This window comes from Vibrio sp. Vb1980 (genome assembly GCF_033338615.1).
GTDB lineage: Bacteria > Pseudomonadota > Gammaproteobacteria > Enterobacterales > Vibrionaceae > Vibrio > Vibrio alginolyticus.
The window spans coordinates 250533-267690 of sequence record NZ_JAWOSZ010000006.1; the positions used below are offsets into that span (position 1 = coordinate 250533).

Sequence of the window (17158 nt, forward strand, 5' to 3'; positions counted from 1 at the left end):
AAAAAGGCTTGCCACTGGCAAGCCTTTTTCTCTACCGAAGCAACGTTTAATAGAACGTTGTCCCTTCACCAGCTCGAGTAAGCAAACCATCACATGGCGCGTAACGATCGCCATACTTCGATGCAAACTCATTCATTTTCTCTACGAGCTCTTTAATGCCAAATTGGTCCATGTAACGGAACGGACCACCCAAGAACGGTGGGAAACCAATACCAAATATCGCGCCAATATCACCGTCACGTGGCGAGCGAATGATGCCATCATCCAAACAACGTACCGCTTCATTCAGCATTGGCAGCACACAGCGCAACGCAATATCGTTATCGCTTAGCTTAGATTCAGGGTCGAGCTTAAGCAGTTTGTAAACCGATTTGTCGACATCTTTCTTCTTGCCCTTGTAAGTGTAAAACCCCTTACCACTCTTGCGTCCTTTACGTCCATCATTTAACAAGATATCAAACACATCCGGCCCTTTGAATCGGTCACCTAACTCATTAACCAGGATCGGCATAATTTTCGCGCCAATGTCGACACCAACTTCATCCAACAAGGTAATCGGGCCAACAGGGAAACCAAAATCAAGCAACGCCGTATCAATCTTTTCGATCGGTTCGTTAGCCAACAAAATATGCGCCGCTTCGTTCATGTATGGAGCAAGAATGCGGTTCACGTAAAAGCCCGCTTTGTCTTTCACTACGATCGGGGTTTTACCTTGCTTCTTAGCAAGTGCAACAACTGTTGAAACGGTTTCATCTGACGTCGTTTCATGCGGAATCACTTCCACCAACGGCATTTTTTCTACCGGGCTGAAGTAATGCAAACCCACTACGTTTTCTGGACGCTCCGCTTTTTCTGCAATTTTGTGGATAGGCAACGAAGAAGTATTGGTCGCAAAGATAGTTTCTGTCTTAGCGTTTGCTTCAATGTCCGCCACCATTTTTTGCTTAAGATCTAAGTCTTCAAAAACGGCTTCAATTACGACATCAATATGATTAAAACTGGTAAAATCGACACCACCAGACAGTTGCAGCATTTTCGCTTGCAGATCGGCCTTGGATAGAATGCGACGTTTGCGCTGTTTCTCAAATAACTTGTAGTTGTAGTTGAGCGCATTTAAAACGCCATCGTTGCTAACGTCTTTGATGCGAACAGGTACTTTTGCTTTTGCAACAGACACATGGCTGATTCCGGCGCCCATCAGACCACCACCAAGCACACCAACTTTATGAACTGGTGCTGGTTTCGCATCCGTGCCATTTTCTTTCTTCATTTCTGTTGTGGCAAAGAAGATCGAACGGAGCGCTTTTGACTCTGAGCTCATCACAAGCTCACCAAAGCGCTTCGCTTCAAGTTCTTGGCCTTTAGCGAAGCCTTTCTCTAAGCCATGTTGAATAACTTCTAGAATTGCAACCGTTGCTGGATAGTTACCGCGAGTTTTTTGATTCGTTTTCTTCGCAGCTTGCTCAAATACAAACTTGCGCCCTAGCCCGCTACCAGACATCACCTTTTCTTTCGTCGATAGCTTTTTCGTGCCCTTGTTTTTACCTTTGTCGATAAACTGTTTTGCTACGTCGAGCAAAATGGTGTCAGGCACACAGGCGTCCACAACGCCCAATTTTTTAGCTTTCTTCGCACGAAGTTGTTTACCCGTCAGGATCAAGTCCAACGACGGTAACAGGCCAATCAAACGTGGCAGACGCTGAGTACCACCAGAACCTGGCAATAAACCAAGTTGTACTTCTGGCAGACCTAAACGCGTTTTGTCAGAATCCGTACAAACACGATAATCACATGCAAGAGCCAGTTCTAAACCACCGCCCAAACATGGGCCATGAATAGCCGCAACGACAGGATAAGGTAAGTCCGATAGCTGCTGGAACAACTCCTGACCTTGCCTTGCTAAGGCTTCCGCTTCACTTGCTGTGGTGCATGCTTCTAGCATTCGAACATCAGCACCCGCAACAAAATTGTCCGGTTTTAGGGAGTGGATGATCATCCCTTTAATACCACTGGAGTCTTTTAGCTGAGCAAAAATTTCTTTCATTTCGTCAGCAAAAGCCGCCTGCAGCGTATTCATTTTTTCATTAGGAACATCGATGGCTAACCAAGCAATATTTTGCTCATCAACCTTTAGACTAAATGCTTTTTGCTCGCTCATTACTCAACCTCCAGAATCATTGCCGCACCAAGACCACCAGCAGCACATGCGGTATTCAATGCAATACCACCGCCACGGCGTTTTAGCTCTCGTAGGGTTTGCGTCATCATACGCGCACCAGTCGCAGCAAATGGGTGACCATAAGCAATTGATCCGCCAAGCACGTTGAACTTATCCATGTCAATTTCACCAATCGCTTTTGAGCGACCAAGGTTTTCTTGAGCAAACTTATCGGAAGCAAACATCTTCACATTCGCCAATGCTTGAGCAGCAAAGGCCTCGTGCATGTCGATCAACGTCAGGTCTGACAGTTCCAAGCCTGTATTTTCAAGCACTTTCGCTGTGGCATAAGTCGGCCCCATCAGCATGTCCTTTTCCACGCCGATAGCAGAGAATGCATAACCTCGGATGTAACCAAGAATCTCCATTCCGAGCTCTTTCGCTTTACCTTCTCGCATCAACATCACTGCCGCACCACCATCAGTCAATGGCGTACTGTTCGCAGCCGTAACACTGCCATACTGACGATCAAACGCAGGTCGCAATTTCGCGTATCCCTCAACCGTTGAGTCATGACGGATATTGTTGTCTTCCGAAATCCACTTTTTGTATGGTTCAGGGAAAGCCGTCATCACTTCATCTTGGATTTTTCCTTCTTTCCAAGCTTGAGAAGCCAGCGTATGAGAACGATGTGCAAGCGCATCCTGTTCTGCGCGAGAAATACCATGTGTTTTAGCCATTTGCTCTGCAGTTTGTCCCATGGATAAACCCGTAGAGTACTCTGCTACTGCTGGTGGCACTGGCATCAGATCTTTAAAGCTCAAGTTTTTGAGGATACTAAGCTTCTGACCCATTGTTTTTGTCTTACTAAGAGCAAGCAGATTAGAAGCCAATTTCTTTGATACGCCAATAGGCAGGACGGAAGAAGAGTCTGCACCGCCAGCAATACCAATATCGATGGTTCCCGCCATGATGCTTTCTGCGACATTAACCGCCGCTTGAAAACTCGTCGCACACGCTCGAGTCACACTGTAAGCATCAGTATGGATGTTCATACCGGTGCCTAACACGATTTCTCGTGCGATGTTTGGCGCTTCAGGCATTTGTACTACTTGTCCAAATACCACTTGTTCGATTAGCTTCGGATCAATATCTGTTCGAGCAAGCATTTCGCTTACTACCATTTTCCCTAAATCGACCGCTGGCACTTGGCTAAATTCCGTGCTTTGACGAGCAAAGGGAGTTCGAAGCCCCGCGACAATAGCGACACGCTCACCATTGCGTGTTTTTACTTCCTGCTTGCCCATTGTTTCTCCTTAAATACAAGAGGTCTGACCTGATGCATTGTAATGAATTTGTTAAATTTATCAAACGTGCGTTTAAATAAACGTGAAGCAAGTAGTTCAATTACTCTACTTCTTTGATTCTTATGCGATTACTAATGGTTAACTATAGAGAGTTAAAACGGTAAGAGGTATACGGAAAGTAAAATCGAAGCAAAAAAAAACCACACATAACTGTGTGGTCGGAATATCTATAAAACAATTAACTTACGCCAATTGAAAAGTAATCAGTTTCCTGATTAGGAGAAAGTAAAGTCAGCCTTCAAAAGGAAGTGTCATCTTGCTCAACATGTTAGTCGCAATGACTAACGAGATGACAAGGTGTACTATAACCCCTTCACTGCTTGATATTTTGAAATAGATCAATTTTATAGTGATTTTACGAGTTTTAAGCTCACCTAAAGCGATTATTGATTCAAAACAATTCAAGAATCCACCATCAGAAGTCCCTTTTAATGCTCCATCTAGTGAACTTATCCAAGCCATTGATTACTAATGATGATATTGTTAACAATATATATCAATTCGTGTTCGATGATATCTGACATTTGCGTATACACTTTTAGGTAACCACATGGCTTATTGTGTCAAAGGGGTTGCATGACAAATCCTGCAACCAAAACCGCTAAGCGATAAAGCAAGTAAAGTCATGCTCAGAACAAATAAGAAACTCACAGAGCGAGGATGGAGGCTCCTGTGGCCATATTAAAAATGTTTGGAAAGAAAAATTCCAACAGTCCGGTCAACTCTGATATGGACAAGCAAAGAAAATACGAAGCGCTCGTCCGAGGGTATCATCGTGACTTGTACCGCTACGCATATTGGTTGTGCAAAGATAAAGCGGTCGCGGAAGATCTAGTTCAGGAAACCTGTCTTAGAGCTTGGAAGTCACTCGATAGCCTCCAAGACGAAAAAGCTGCCAAGTCTTGGCTCATCACAATATTGAGACGAGAAAACGCGCGCCGCTTCGAACGTAAACAATTTGATTTAGTTGATATCGATGATTACGGCAATGATGCTAAAGTCAGCGATGAACCACATCATCAGCAAGAATGGCTGCAGGCACAGATCATGAAGCTCGATGTTGAATACCGTGAGCCTTTATTTCTCCAAGTTGTTGGTGGTTTCAGTGGAGAAGAAATTGGTGACATTCTTGATTTAAATAAAAACACAGTGATGACTCGACTATTTCGCGCTCGTAATCAACTTAAAGAGATGTTGGATTCTCAAGATACCAAGAGAGGACAAAAGAATGGATGATTTAGAATTTCGTCGTCGTATTTTGTCGGATCCAAAACAAAAGGATGAAGAGATTCTGCAAGCTTTAGCTGGTAGCGACGCCAACAATAAGTTTGTTGATGACGTTTTGGATCTCGATGTAAAAATTAAACAAGCCATGAATGTGGATGTACCCGAAGATCTCGCAGATAAGATTTTATTTAGCCAGACGTCGAGTGCACTTGATGAAGAGAAGGTCGTAAGACCAAACTTTGTCCGCAAAGCAATGGCACTTGCCGCTTCTATTGCGTTCACCGCAGGGTTATTAGTTGGCCAAGTAAACTGGGGAAATGTTTTGGTGTCTCCAGCACAAGCCAGTTTAGCGGATACCGCGATGAAACACGTTATTCATGAAGAACCGTTTGTTCGTCATCTTGATGAGGATGTACCGAGCTCGCAAATTAATGCGAAAATGTCGCCATTTCATTACCAGTTTAGTGAAAACTTTCCATATCACGTTTACTACCTAAACCACTGCGGTTTTGGCGAATCCAATGCGGTGCATATGGTGTTCCAAGGTCCAAAAGGTAAAGTAACGTTATTTATTACTGGTATTCCAAGCGAACAAAGTACCGACTTTAGTAAGGATGGCATGACCGGAATCGTTCAGCCCGTCGGGAGTTCAAGCCTGATTTTAGTCGGGGAAGAAGGTGAAAATATTGATGCGCTCGCTACGACTCTTGCATCAATGATTAAGCCGATGTAACAACTTCGACGATTTCCAGCCTTCAAAAGGTTAAATGCCGCTAAATGATCTTATTTAGCGGCATTTTTGTATAAATAGAACACAAAACATTCACCATCCCTATCGCATTTAGAGCTTAAACTCTAAATTATGCATTTTAAGTGCAATTTCCCGTCTTTTAGACATCATTTCTGCAATTTTTATTCAATTTTATCCAATGGTCGGATTTGTCCAAGCAACTATTGATACTACTATCTGCGCCACTGAGCAAAAGCTCAATTTATCGTCCAAAGAGACGAATCTAATAAGGAAAAACAAATGACTCAGAACACGCGTCTGTTTAAAAAGACTCTCCTAGCAGTAACGGTAGCTTTTGCCTCAGGTCAATCGATGGCAGCGGGTTTCCAAATCAACGCTCAATCAGCAACTGGCATCGGCCGTGCATTTGCTGGTGATGCAGTAATCGCAGATAACGCCGCGGTAATGGCTCGTAACCCAGCAGCAATGGCTCTATTTGATAAAATGGAACTTTCGTTAGGCTTCGAAAGCATTACTTCAATGATTGAAGTGAAAGATGCGAAATATAACGTTAATACTCCTTTGGGCTCCAGTACTGTAAATGTTGCTGATACTGATGATGTGGGTGATACGTCAATAGCTCCAAACATTCACCTAATCGTTCCAGTAAATGACAAGTTTGCATGGGGCGTAAACGCATACTCTAATTTCGGCACTAAAACTGAATTTTCAGATAACTACACCGCAACCGAGTACGGTGGTCTTACGGATGTAAAAAGCTTCAACTTTGGATTGGCGGGTTCTTACCGTTTAAACGAACAATGGAGCTTTGGTGCTGGTTTAGATTTAATCTACGGCCAAGGCACAATGAAGCGTACAACTAGCTCTTCAGTCCCAAGGGTTGGCGGTCAAAAAATTCTGGACGTAGATAAAGCTGATGGTTGGGCTGTTGGTTTTAACGTAGGTACTGTGTACGAACTAGATGAAAACAACCGTTTTGGTCTAGCGTATCGTTACAGCCCTGAATTTACGGCGAAAGACGACAAAGGTCAGGAAATCACGCTACCTCTACCAGATATGGCCGAGTTTTCCGGTTTCCACAAAATCCAAGACACTAAATTTGCTGTACACTACAGCATCCAATACATCGGCTGGAAAGATTTCGACCAAATTGATTTTGAGAACCTAAATCAGGGTTTACTTAAAGGTGGTTACTCGAAAGACTATCAATGGCAAGATGGCTGGCACTACGCAATTGGTGGTACTTACTACCTAAACAACAACTGGACACTTCGTGCTGGTTACATGTACGACACAAGCGCTCAAGATAAAGTAACGTCTATCTCGGTACCAGACTCGGATCGCCAGTGGTTCTCCACAGGTTTCTCTTACCATATTGATAATAGCTCAAACATCGATTTTGGCTTCACGTACTTGTTAGGTGAAGATGTAAAAGTTAATGAGAATACTCAATTAGCTCCTGGTCTTTCTACCGGTGTAACAGCAACAACTCATGCTGATGCAATTCTATTCGGCTTACAATACAGCCGTAGCTTCTAAACGCTTCGCTGTTAGTTAGTAGAAAAATACTTTATATAAAAGGCTGGATTTCCAGCCTTTTTTCATATCTGCGATTTATTGCCCACTCAATTTGAGTGAACACGTGTATCTAAATCTCACAATTAGGACGCACAGCTGTTCGCTGAATTCCGTTTACAAGCCTTTCACAGTTAGATTATTAAACCGCACAAATAACATTTTAAAGGATAATATTCCAAATGACCACTTACGCTGGATTTTCATTTCTAAAGTAAAAACTCTACCTTTAAACTTTCGTCCCACGTTATAAACAAATCAGCGAACATTCGAATGAAAACCAACAAGACTCTTCTATCAACAGCAGTGGCATTAAGCCTACTTGGCACAACGGGCATGGCTAACGCAGCAGGTTTCCAACTTGCTGAATATTCTGCAACAGGCCTAGGTCGAGCATATGCTGGTGAAGCTGCAATGGCTGACAACGCAAGTGCACAATGGCGTAACCCAGCAATGCTAACTTATTTGGAAGGCACTCAAGTGTCCGTTGGTGCAATCTATGTGAACCCAAATATTGATATTGAAGGTGATGTAAACTTCCACGGTAGCACTTCTTCTGCATCTTCAGATGACTTCGCACATGATGCAATCATTCCAAACTTCTACCTATCACACCAATATAATGAGAAATTCGCGATTGGTTTGGCATTTGGCACCAACTACGGCATGGAAACCGATTTAGGTAAAGGCTTTGGTGCCTCGCACTTCGGTAATGAAGCAAGCGTAACGACAATGGAAGCGAACTTAAACGCAGCTTACAAAGTCAATGAATCGATCAGCGTTGGTGGTGGTATCCGTTACATCATCGGCGAAGGCAGCTTTGGCGCAGCAGCTCCTAAGAATAACGTTGTAGGGTTAAACCCTGAAACTAATCAACCAATCAGTGTTCCTCAAGGTACCGCTCTAAAATACATGGAAGGTGACGATACCGCTTGGGGCTGGCAAGTTGGTACAGCATGGCAGATCAATGAAAATAACCGTATCGGATTCGCGTACAAATCTGAAGTTGAACTGAAGCTTGAAGGCCATGCTGAAGGTCTTGGTTTTGGCTTCGGTACTTCTGAACGCGACAACGGCTACATGTATCTAAACCTGCCTGCAACAGCTGAGTTGGCAAGCTTCCACCAAGTAACAGACCAACTTGCATTACACGCAAGCGTTAACTGGACGGATTGGAGCTCTTTCGAGAAATTGGAAGCACGTCTAGATACTGCTGGCACGCATATGGTTAAAGTAGAAAACTGGGAAGACAACTATCGCTTTGCTGTTGGTGCCACTTACCAGCTTGATCCTAAGCTAGCGCTACGCACTGGTATTGCATACGATACTTCAGCGGTAAGCGACAAAAACCGTACGATCACTATTCCAGAAACTGACCGCACTTGGCTAAGTATTGGCGCAACGTACGATTGGACGAAAGACTTCAGCCTAGACGCTGGCTTCACCTATATTTTTGCGAAAGACGCACCAATCGTTGAGTCTCGTGGTTACAAGTCAGACGACACTGCAGAACAAGTCGGTGGCCAATTTGTAGGCGAAACTACGGGTAATGTTTGGCTAATCGGTGTTCAAGCAAACTACCGTTTCTAACCAAGCTGCAAAATACAAAAAAGGCTTAGCATCAGCTAAGCCTTTTTTCATTTCTCTATTGTGAAGAACAACGCTTAAAAGTCTTCTAGATATTCATCTAAATACTCTTCTTCTTCGATGTTAAATTCTTCTACCGTTTCAACTTCTGCTTTAAAGTTTTGACGCTGGATATAAACATCGCGAGTTAGAATATATGGATCCGGCGACGAGTCTAGCTGCGCTTCTTGCGGTACTAATAAAGCACGCTTCTCCATTCCTTCAAACGCCCACTTTCCCAAACTCGCCCAGAAGTTGAGATAAGAGAGGGGTAAATACGTACTATCTACGGTATCTGTCACTTCACGTAAGGTATACGGACCATAACCTGGAACCATGAAGTAAGGACCATTTCCAACACCATAGTGGCCTACTGCATCACTGAACGCTTTCTCGTCGTACTTCGTAATACCCGCGGCACTTGCAATATCGAATAAACCGAAAATACCGAACGTCGAGTTAATCCAAAAACGGTTAAAGTGGTCCACGGCTTTCGTACCATTACCCATGATTAAGTTATTAACCATGCTTGCTGGCTCATCTAAGTTCGATAAGAAGTTAGCGATACCAGAACGAATAGGAACTGGCGTGTATTCTACATACGCAAGTGATACAGGACGAACCAAATACGGATCTAAATATTCGTAGTTGAGTTCCCACATGGTTCGGTTAAAGCCTTCCAACGGGTCATACACATCAGAAGTCGTTTGATTTGTTTCTTGTCCTGTTACTGCTTCATCAGGCGCACTTGAACAGCCAACCAGTCCAACGGCTAACAGCAACAAGAAGGTAGATTTACCCTTGTTATACATTTTATTTTCCATAACGACTATTAATGTACCTAAGTCACCCCGATTAACCATTGTACGTATGTTGAGCAGGATACATAGTAAAGATGACTCAGATATGGGAATAAATAAAGGCCAGCAATCGCTGGCCTTCGGTATTCTACTCGATCGTTTAGAGTCATACCACCAAAGGCAACTGACTCTACCTCGTTGTCATGTTTCAGAGACAGATGTTAACAATTAATACTGCTGATCAATGGTCACTTCTACTGGTGCGCCAAATTCAACGACGTCACTTTCTCCGTGCCAATCTTGATCACGCGTTGCTACGTTACCGTCAGAATCTACACGCACACGGACGATTAGCTTATCGAGTGAAGATAACTTTTGCCCTTGCATCATGGCATTGCCATCATCTAATACGACTGTGCGAGGGAAAGTACCTAGCGGATAACGAGCAGCAGCCACAGGCATTGGAGAGCCATCTGAACGATGTACTGACACAATCAGAACTGCGTTTGGATCCAACTGAGCATTTGGTGCCACATTAATTGTCACAGCTACACTCTTATCCGGTAAAACCGCTTCGCCCATTTGCTTACGAGCACTCTCAATACTGCGTGACAACATCTCGTAGCGGCTATCTTCTGGACCAATCATTTGCTGCATGATTCCCCAGTACTTGATGGCTGCCGGGAAGTCTTGACGCTCAAACGCATCGAACGCTAACAAAGAAAACACACGCAGATCGACATAGTCTTGCTGCATCAGCTTGCCGAGTAATGAGCGAGCCGTCGCTTGATCCATTTCCTCTTGAGACAGCATCAGAGCTTGTGCATAACCCAACATCACATCAGGATCTTTGGGCTCTAGGCGGTATGATTTTTCCATCGCATCGATAGCTGTGGTGACATCACGATTTGCTAACGCAATACGACCTAGCAGTAACCAACCTGTCGAATCTTCCGGCTGGTAATGTAAGCGAGTTCGAAGGGCAAGGGTCAAATCCGCCATTTCATCGTCACTCAGCGGCTCAGAAGAAGCCGACATCAGCTTTTTCGATAACTCAGGTAGATTTGCAGACACTTCTTGCCATTGAACAATATCGTCTGACGCGCCAAATTTATAATACAAACCATAGCTCAGCACCACCGTCAGAATTACCGATGGAACTAAAACTGCGATTGGAGAAACCTTGGTTTCTTTTTGCGCTCTATCACCAGGGATATCGTCAAGCAGTGATTGCTTTAGATCAGAAATCAGTTCGTCTTCACTTTCAACCAGACCTTCGTCAGTTTCTTCTGCAAGCTCAGATAGTCGGTCTTTATAAAATGCCTTGTTGAGCTCATCGCGTAACACATCATCATTGTTCGCTTTTTGTTTAAGCAGCGGCAAAGCCACCAGCGCACAAGCAATAAGCGTGAGAGCAACGGTGGAAATCCAAAATAGTGTCATTACTTCTTATCTCCGTTGTTCTCTTCTTCAAGCAATGCTTTTAAACGAGCTTCTTTTTGCTCATCCCATTGCTCGTCACTGCTCGCTTTTGCCTTAACTTTAGATTTACGGCTACGCAGCACAATCAAACCAAAACCACCCAGTACTACAGCGAGTGGCCCTAGCCACAAAATCGCAGTCGCGACCGTAAATGGTGGGTTGTAAGTCACGAAGTTACCGTAACGGGCGATCATGTAATCAACAATCTCATCTTTGGACTTACCTTCTTTGGTCATTTCGTACACCTTATGGCGTAAGTCCTGAGCAAGTTCAGCGTTAGAATCCGAGATCGTGTTGTTCTGACATTTAGGGCAACGGAGCGTATGGCTTAACTCTTTGAACTGCTGTTCTTGTTCCAAATTATCAAACTCGTACACTTCAATGGCCGCATGAGCAGCAAGAGATAATGTCATCGCAGCAAAAACGGCAAGAATTAGCTTTCTCATTGCTTCGCCTCCTCAACCAATTTGTTGTAAAGCGGCTCCAGTGTTTCTGACCAATTACGTGGGTTTACATCCCCTACATGGCGATAGCGAATCACACCATTTGCATCAATAATGAATGTTTCTGGAGCACCATAAACGCCAAGGTCAAGGCCAAGCATACCACTGCCATCAAATAGGCTGATCAAGTACGGGTTGCCGAGATCATTCAGCCAACCTATTGCTTTATTGCGATCATCTTTGTAATTCATACCGATGATCTTAACGCCCTTACCCGCCAATTCGTTTAGGTATTTATGCTCTGCATAACACGTTGGGCACCACGTTGCCCAAACGTTCAAGAGCAACGGTTCACCTTTAAAAATTGATTGGTCGTACTGTTTTCCAGGCTCAGCCAGGTCTTCTAAATGAAATTCAGGAACTGGCTTGCCAACCAAAACCGACTCCAATTTAGTTGGATCATCGCCCTCTTGGTTACGCATTAATTGGGTTGCGAAAATGCCCGCTAGAATCATGAAAGCGACAAGCGGAATAAATAAGATTTTCTTATTCATGTTATGCCTCCTGCTCTTTTGACTTCGCATTTTTCTTCGGCGATTTACGGAAGCGGTAGCGTTTATCAGAAATCGCTAGTGCGCCGCCTAATGCCATAATCAAAGAGCCAGCCCAAATCCAACGAACGAACGGTTTATAGTAAATACGAACAGCCCAAGATCGGTTGTCGTCTAAACGTTCACCCATTGCAATGTATAAGTCGCGGCTAATACCACGGTCAATGGCTGCTTCAGTCATCATAGACTTAGCCGTACGGTAGAAGCGCTTCTCTGCGTGAAGCGTATTCACGTATTTGCCATCGTGTGTGATCTCAAAGTCTGCGATGTAGCCATCGTAGTTTGGACCATCTTTATCACGCAAGCCTGAGAAGTAGAAATCATAGCCTTGAATTTGGAAGTGTTCGCCAGGTGCTAAACGTACATCACGCTCGATGCTGTAGTTCTGTACCATCGCAATACCGATAACAGATACCGCCAGACCAACATGACCCAACACCATTGCCCAGTGGCTACGTTGCAGCTTGCGAACACCTTCACTAAAGCTATGACGGTGCGTTGCGCGCTCGTACAGTTCAAAGCCATGCATCGCAATAATCCAAATCGCCATCACCCAACCAATGTAAGCCATGGTTGAGAAGAAATCGGCAAACAGGTACACGCATAGCGCGGCCAAGGCGAAAGCAAGCACACCTGAAACGAGCATTGGTTTCACAAGTTTAGATAAATTGTCTCGCTTCCAACGAATAAGAGGACCAATACCAAGCAGGAAAGCGAATGGCATCATTAACCACGCAAACAGCATGTCAAAGAATGGCGCACCGATAGAAACCGACCCCAAACCAAGCTGCTTGTGTACGAGCGGCAACAGTGTCCCCACTAACACCACAACAAGAGCGGCGATAAGTAATACGTTGTTGGCTAAGAGCGCATTTTCACGTGAGACTAAGTCGAAGTTACCTCGTACACGCACTGCTGCCCCTTTTACGGCAAACAGCAATAAAGAGCCACCGATAACGAAAACGAGGAAGCCTAGAATAAACATACCGCGCGACGGGTCAGACGCGAACGCGTGCACCGATACTAAAATACCGGAACGGACTAAGAAGGTGCCCAACAAACTCAACGAAAATGCAGAGATTGCCAATAGTACCGTCCACGCTTTAAATGTGCCGCGTTTTTCTGTCACGGCAAGAGAGTGCATTAATGCGGTACCCGCTAACCAAGGCATGAATGATGCGTTTTCTACTGGGTCCCAGAACCACCAGCCACCCCAGCCAAGTTCGTAGTAAGCCCACCAAGAACCTAGTGCGATACCAAGTGTTAAAAATACCCATGCAGCGGTTGTCCAAGGACGAGACCAACGAGCCCAAGCCGTGTCAAGGCGTCCAGTCATTAGGGATGCGATCGCAAAAGAGAACGCAACCGAGAAACCAACATAGCCCATGTAAAGCATTGGCGGGTGAACAATTAAACCAGGGTCTTGAAGCAAAGGGTTCAAGTCACGTCCGTCAACCGGGAAGAACGGTAACGTACGTAGGAATGGATTTGACGTTAGGATGATAAACAGTAGGAAACCCACTGAGATCATGCCCATAACAGCAAGTACACGTGCAACCGACTCTTGCGGCATACCACGACTAAACGTCGCTACAGCGACAGTCCAAGCAGCTTGGATTAACACCCATAGCAACAGTGAACCTTCGTGTGCACCCCATACTGCGGTTAAACGGTAGTACCAAGGAAGCTGACTATTCGAGTTGCTCGCTACATACTGTAACGTGAAGTCGTTGGTATAAAATCCCCAACATAAAATGGCGAAAGAGAACAACAGCATCAGGAACATAGACCAAGATAGCGGTCGCGCTGTGTTCATGAGCATGGTGTTATTATTCGATGCTCCCCACAATGGCAATACGCTCAACAGCACTGCCATTGCAAGCGAAAGAATGAGAGCAAAGTGACCGATTTCAGCAATCATTGGCCGCTTCCTTGTTTCTGTTCGGTGCTGTATTGAAGCGGTTCATGCGTTTTCTTCATCGCTTCTGCAATTTCTGGTGGCATGTATTCTTCATCGTGCTTCGCTAGGACCTCAAATGCCTCAACTGTCGTGGCATCTGTCAGTACACCTTGAGCAACAATACCCTGCCCTTCACGGAACAAGTCAGGAAGAATACCGTCATAGGTAATCGTCACTTTCGGACCGACATCGTGCAGGTCAAAACTCACTTTCAAAGAATTAGGATCTCGACGAACTGAGCCCACAACCACCATTCCACCGATACGCAGACGCTGGCCTACTTCTGGCTTGGTGCCATCTGGCTTACCATTAACCAATTCCGTTGGAGTGTAGAAAAGGTCCATATTTTGGTTAAGCGCATAAAGTATCAAACCAATGGTGGCACTAATACCGATAAAGATCGCTAGTACAATACCTAGCCTCTTTTTACGTCTCGGGTTCATAAGGTGTTCTCCATGTTCTTCGCTGCGTCGATACGAGCTTGACGGTCAATTTTTGCTTTCACTTCTTTCAATAATGCATCACCGCGGCGAAGGCTAGTGATCAGAAGAATCAGCATGGATAAGAAAGTAATACCAAACGCACTCCATACGTATGATGCGTAGCCACCCATGGCAAAAAAGTCGCTCAGAGATTCAAAATGCATAATCAGTTACCTCACTGAGTTTGTTCTGTTGCGAGTTTGCGCACCCAAGGGCGGTGACTTTCTTTACTGATGATTTCGTTACGAAAACGGACCATCGTCACGGCACCAAAGAAGAACGCAAAGCCAAAGATGTTCAGCAATAACGGCCAAAGCATGTCGGATGAAATAGAAGGTTGCTCAAATTTCGTGATCGTCGCACCTTGATGAAGCGTGTTCCACCATTCCACGGAAAAGTGAATGATAGGTAGGTTTACTACGCCTACGATCGCTAAGATACCAGCGGCTTTTGCAGCGGTTTTTTGATCGTCAAACGCATGGTAGAGCGCAATCACACCAAGGTAGAGAAATAGCAGAATCAATTCAGATGTAAGACGGGCATCCCATACCCACCAAGTGCCCCACATAGGCTTGCCCCAAACAGCACCTGTAAGTAGAGCAATAAAAGTAAATACTGCACCAATCGGAGCCATCGCAAGTGCCGCCATATCAGATAGGCGAACTTGCCATACTAGGCCAATAAATGCAGCGATCGCCATCGACATATAAACGCCCATAGACCAAATAGCTGATGGGACATGAATGTAGATGATTCGGAAACTGTCACCTTGTTGGTAATCTGAAGGCGCAAATGCAAGCCCCCAAACCGTACCAACCGATAAGCATACGAGGGCCAATACAGAAAACCAAGGCAGAAACTTACCACTCAAACGATAAGCTGCTTCTGGCTTGGCATAAGGATGTAGCCATTTCCACATGTTTTGTTCTCACTCTTACTTCAGGGACACTGTCTAAAGGGTTGAGACCGTAGCAGTGCTTTAATAATAATTCTTTGATCAAGCGCCGCTTCATTGGCACTTTATTGAGTTAGTTAACACTAACTCGCAATGCGGCACTGATGGCAAAAGGCGTTAATGTCATCGCCCCCATTAGCATCGCACCTAAAATCGCTAGTTGACCGTTATACGCCATACCGAGTGCGGCAGCATCAATTGCCGATGTTGCGAAAATCAAAATTGGGATGTAGAGCGGAAGAATAAGCAAACTCAAAAGAACGCCACCCTTTTGCAACCCAACAGTCAACGCCACACCAATGGCGCCAATAAAACTTAGTGTTGGTGTACCGATCATCAAGGTTAATACAACCGATAGCCAAGTATTGAAGTCGAGCGAAAGTAAAACCGCCAATAATGGGCTAATTAAAATCAGAGGTAACCCTGTTAACAACCAATGTGCTATGACCTTTGAAACCACTACAAGTTGCAATGGAATCGGCATTAGCATCATTTGTTCTAGTGCACCGTCTTGAAAATCATCACGAAATAGACGCTCTAATGATAATAAGGCGGACAGCAATGCGGCAACCCAAACGATGCCCGCTGCAATACGTGCTAACAAATTAGGCTCTGGTCCAATACTCAGAGGAAAGAGAGTAATGACAATAATAAAGAACCACAGCGGGTTCAGAATGTCTGCCTGACGGCGAAATGCGATTAGGAGCTCACGACGAATGATGGTGGTCATCGAGGAAATCATATCAGTCACCCAGCTTTATTTTTCTAAGTTTCGGGCTGTCCGCAAACATATCTTGATGCGTCGTCAACACAACAATACCGCCATTATCAGCATGACTTGCGAACAAAGATTCAAGCACCTTGACACCTTGCTTATCAATGGCAGTCAACGGCTCATCTAAGATCCATAAAATTTGCTTACTGAGCCATAACCTTGCCAATGCGACTCGTCGTTGCTGACCTGCGGAAAGTTGTGCTACAGGCACATCTTCTCTACCAGCTAATCCTACTTGAGTCAAAGCGATAAAGATTTCTTCGTCTGAAGAGCGATTATTTTGAATAGATTGATAAAAACGTAAGTTTTCTAATGCGGTAAGCTCTCGTTTCACTCCTGTTTGATGTCCTAAGAAAAGCAGATCTTGATGGAAAACATCACGAGATTTTTCAACCTCTTCGCCTTTCCATTTAATGACACCTTCTTCTCTATCACCTAACCCTGTCACAATCCGTAGCAATGTAGTTTTACCAGTACCATTACGCCCTTCGATCTGGACCAATTCACCAGGCTTAATTTCAAACTGCAGGTTTTCAAACAGAACCCTTTCATCACGGATTGCTGTCAGGTTAGACACTTCTAACATAGAGCTTCAACTAAAAAATGAACGAGCCGCTATATTAGCACAGCTTAGTTATGACAAAACAGGATAAGAGGGCTAGGTTACATGTAAGTTCATGTATTTTTGTTAATTAATCATCACACTTTAATAAAATTAACTATAAGTAGTTATAAGCGCTCATTTTGAATTTGAGAGGCCAGAACTAAGAGCAAGATCGACTGAAGGTTATCTAGGGTTGTATTTAAGAAGAGCATTAGCAGCTAAAAACAAAAAAGAGGCGTAATAACGCCTCTTTTTTTCGCTTGATTGTGCCGTCCTAAATAAGGTTGACACTTTCCACCCCCAAAATTGGAGAGTGTTATGAAATCAACAACTAAAAGAACT

Annotated in this window: 16 protein-coding genes; 4 read left to right on the plus strand and 12 right to left on the minus strand. The window is 44.4% G+C overall.

Annotation, left to right across the window (positions count from 1 at the left end; all coding sequences use genetic code 11):
* Positions 1-46: 46 nt before the first annotated feature.
* Both fadJ and fadI read right to left on the minus strand, forming a co-directional pair.
* Positions 47-2158 (minus strand): fatty acid oxidation complex subunit alpha FadJ, encoded by a 2112-nt coding sequence (fadJ, locus tag R7F64_RS12525; RefSeq protein ID WP_005384446.1) that lies wholly within the window; start codon positions 2156-2158, stop codon positions 47-49.
* The gene (fadI, locus tag R7F64_RS12530) at positions 2158-3465 is read right to left on the minus strand and encodes an acetyl-CoA C-acyltransferase FadI (RefSeq protein WP_054575365.1); all 1308 of its coding nucleotides are present in this window, start codon (positions 3463-3465) and stop codon (positions 2158-2160) included. Before fadI ends, fadJ begins: the two co-directional genes overlap by 1 nt.
* A 720-nt stretch (positions 3466-4185) precedes the next feature.
* Here fadI and R7F64_RS12535 point away from each other — a divergent pair.
* From R7F64_RS12535 to R7F64_RS12550, 4 genes are all read left to right on the plus strand, one after another.
* A complete protein-coding gene (locus tag R7F64_RS12535) occupies positions 4186-4761 on the plus strand; it encodes a sigma-70 family RNA polymerase sigma factor (RefSeq protein WP_033907378.1) in 576 nt (191 codons plus the stop codon).
* Positions 4754-5485: a DUF3379 domain-containing protein gene (locus R7F64_RS12540; RefSeq protein ID WP_033907380.1), complete on the plus strand. Its 732-nt coding sequence runs from the start codon at positions 4754-4756 to the stop codon at positions 5483-5485. Before R7F64_RS12535 ends, R7F64_RS12540 begins: the two co-directional genes overlap by 8 nt.
* A 297-nt stretch (positions 5486-5782) precedes the next feature.
* Entirely contained in the window at positions 5783-7042 is a 1260-nt protein-coding gene (locus R7F64_RS12545; protein WP_318071739.1) for an outer membrane protein transport protein, read from the plus strand.
* Between the two features lie 309 nt (positions 7043-7351).
* Positions 7352-8668, plus strand: coding sequence for an outer membrane protein transport protein (locus R7F64_RS12550; protein ID WP_047104363.1), 1317 nt, complete (start codon positions 7352-7354; stop codon positions 8666-8668).
* A 74-nt stretch (positions 8669-8742) separates the two neighbouring features.
* Here R7F64_RS12550 and R7F64_RS12555 read toward each other — a convergent pair whose 3' ends face one another.
* The 10 genes from R7F64_RS12555 to ccmA all read right to left on the minus strand — a co-directional run bounded on the left by R7F64_RS12555 (position 8743) and on the right by ccmA (position 16798).
* Positions 8743-9516: a VacJ family lipoprotein gene (locus R7F64_RS12555; protein ID WP_318071740.1), complete on the minus strand. Its 774-nt coding sequence runs from the start codon at positions 9514-9516 to the stop codon at positions 8743-8745.
* Positions 9517-9732: 216 nt separating this feature from the next.
* Positions 9733-10947 carry a c-type cytochrome biogenesis protein CcmI gene (gene ccmI, locus R7F64_RS12560; protein WP_033907114.1) on the minus strand — a complete coding sequence of 405 codons (1215 nt, stop codon included), beginning with the start codon at positions 10945-10947 and terminating at the stop codon, positions 9733-9735.
* Positions 10947-11432, minus strand: coding sequence for a cytochrome c-type biogenesis protein (locus tag R7F64_RS12565; RefSeq protein WP_005380519.1), 486 nt, complete (start codon positions 11430-11432; stop codon positions 10947-10949). The genes ccmI and R7F64_RS12565 overlap by 1 nt, the downstream gene beginning before the upstream one ends.
* Positions 11429-11983, minus strand: coding sequence for a DsbE family thiol:disulfide interchange protein (locus R7F64_RS12570; protein ID WP_005380518.1), 555 nt, complete (start codon positions 11981-11983; stop codon positions 11429-11431). The genes R7F64_RS12565 and R7F64_RS12570 overlap by 4 nt, the downstream gene beginning before the upstream one ends.
* 1 nt (position 11984) lies before the next feature.
* A complete protein-coding gene (locus R7F64_RS12575; RefSeq protein ID WP_318071741.1) occupies positions 11985-13961 on the minus strand; it encodes a heme lyase CcmF/NrfE family subunit in 1977 nt (658 codons plus the stop codon).
* Positions 13958-14443: a cytochrome c maturation protein CcmE gene (gene ccmE / locus R7F64_RS12580; RefSeq protein WP_318071742.1), complete on the minus strand. Its 486-nt coding sequence runs from the start codon at positions 14441-14443 to the stop codon at positions 13958-13960. The genes R7F64_RS12575 and ccmE overlap by 4 nt, the downstream gene beginning before the upstream one ends.
* Positions 14440-14646 carry a heme exporter protein CcmD gene (gene ccmD, locus R7F64_RS12585; RefSeq protein ID WP_005380515.1) on the minus strand — a complete coding sequence of 69 codons (207 nt, stop codon included), beginning with the start codon at positions 14644-14646 and terminating at the stop codon, positions 14440-14442. Before ccmD ends, ccmE begins: the two co-directional genes overlap by 4 nt.
* A gap of 11 nt (positions 14647-14657) precedes the next feature.
* A complete protein-coding gene (locus R7F64_RS12590; protein WP_005380513.1) occupies positions 14658-15401 on the minus strand; it encodes a heme ABC transporter permease in 744 nt (247 codons plus the stop codon).
* Positions 15402-15510: 109 nt separating this feature from the next.
* Complete coding sequence (gene ccmB, locus R7F64_RS12595; protein ID WP_005380512.1) at positions 15511-16179, minus strand: heme exporter protein CcmB; 669 nt, start codon at positions 16177-16179, stop codon at positions 15511-15513.
* A 1-nt stretch (position 16180) separates the two neighbouring features.
* Positions 16181-16798, minus strand: a complete 618-nt coding sequence (gene ccmA / locus R7F64_RS12600) for a cytochrome c biogenesis heme-transporting ATPase CcmA (protein ID WP_005380511.1) — start codon at positions 16796-16798, stop codon at positions 16181-16183.
* Positions 16799-17158: the final 360 nt, after the last annotated feature.

What these genes read in the sequence shown, in the direction of transcription:
- R7F64_RS12565 (WP_005380519.1), bottom strand. Translation starts at nt 11,432, where the DNA reads ATGAGAAAGCTAATTCTTGCCGTTTTTGCTGCGATGACATTATCTCTT.
- ccmE (WP_318071742.1), bottom strand. Translation starts at nt 14,443, where the DNA reads ATGAACCCGAGACGTAAAAAGAGGCTAGGTATTGTACTAGCGATCTTT.
- fadI (WP_054575365.1), bottom strand. Translation starts at nt 3,465, where the DNA reads ATGGGCAAGCAGGAAGTAAAAACACGCAATGGTGAGCGTGTCGCTATT.
- fadJ (WP_005384446.1), bottom strand. Translation starts at nt 2,158, where the DNA reads ATGAGCGAGCAAAAAGCATTTAGTCTAAAGGTTGATGAGCAAAATATT.
- R7F64_RS12575 (WP_318071741.1), bottom strand. Translation starts at nt 13,961, where the DNA reads ATGATTGCTGAAATCGGTCACTTTGCTCTCATTCTTTCGCTTGCAATG.
- ccmD (WP_005380515.1), bottom strand. Translation starts at nt 14,646, where the DNA reads ATGCATTTTGAATCTCTGAGCGACTTTTTTGCCATGGGTGGCTACGCA.
- R7F64_RS12540 (WP_033907380.1), top strand. Translation starts at nt 4,754, where the DNA reads ATGGATGATTTAGAATTTCGTCGTCGTATTTTGTCGGATCCAAAACAA.
- R7F64_RS12545 (WP_318071739.1), top strand. Translation starts at nt 5,783, where the DNA reads ATGACTCAGAACACGCGTCTGTTTAAAAAGACTCTCCTAGCAGTAACG.
- ccmB (WP_005380512.1), bottom strand. Translation starts at nt 16,179, where the DNA reads ATGATTTCCTCGATGACCACCATCATTCGTCGTGAGCTCCTAATCGCA.
- R7F64_RS12550 (WP_047104363.1), top strand. Translation starts at nt 7,352, where the DNA reads ATGAAAACCAACAAGACTCTTCTATCAACAGCAGTGGCATTAAGCCTA.
- R7F64_RS12555 (WP_318071740.1), bottom strand. Translation starts at nt 9,516, where the DNA reads ATGTATAACAAGGGTAAATCTACCTTCTTGTTGCTGTTAGCCGTTGGA.
- ccmI (WP_033907114.1), bottom strand. Translation starts at nt 10,947, where the DNA reads ATGACACTATTTTGGATTTCCACCGTTGCTCTCACGCTTATTGCTTGT.
- ccmA (WP_005380511.1), bottom strand. Translation starts at nt 16,798, where the DNA reads ATGTTAGAAGTGTCTAACCTGACAGCAATCCGTGATGAAAGGGTTCTG.
- R7F64_RS12590 (WP_005380513.1), bottom strand. Translation starts at nt 15,401, where the DNA reads ATGTGGAAATGGCTACATCCTTATGCCAAGCCAGAAGCAGCTTATCGT.
- R7F64_RS12570 (WP_005380518.1), bottom strand. Translation starts at nt 11,983, where the DNA reads ATGAATAAGAAAATCTTATTTATTCCGCTTGTCGCTTTCATGATTCTA.
- R7F64_RS12535 (WP_033907378.1), top strand. Translation starts at nt 4,186, where the DNA reads ATGGAGGCTCCTGTGGCCATATTAAAAATGTTTGGAAAGAAAAATTCC.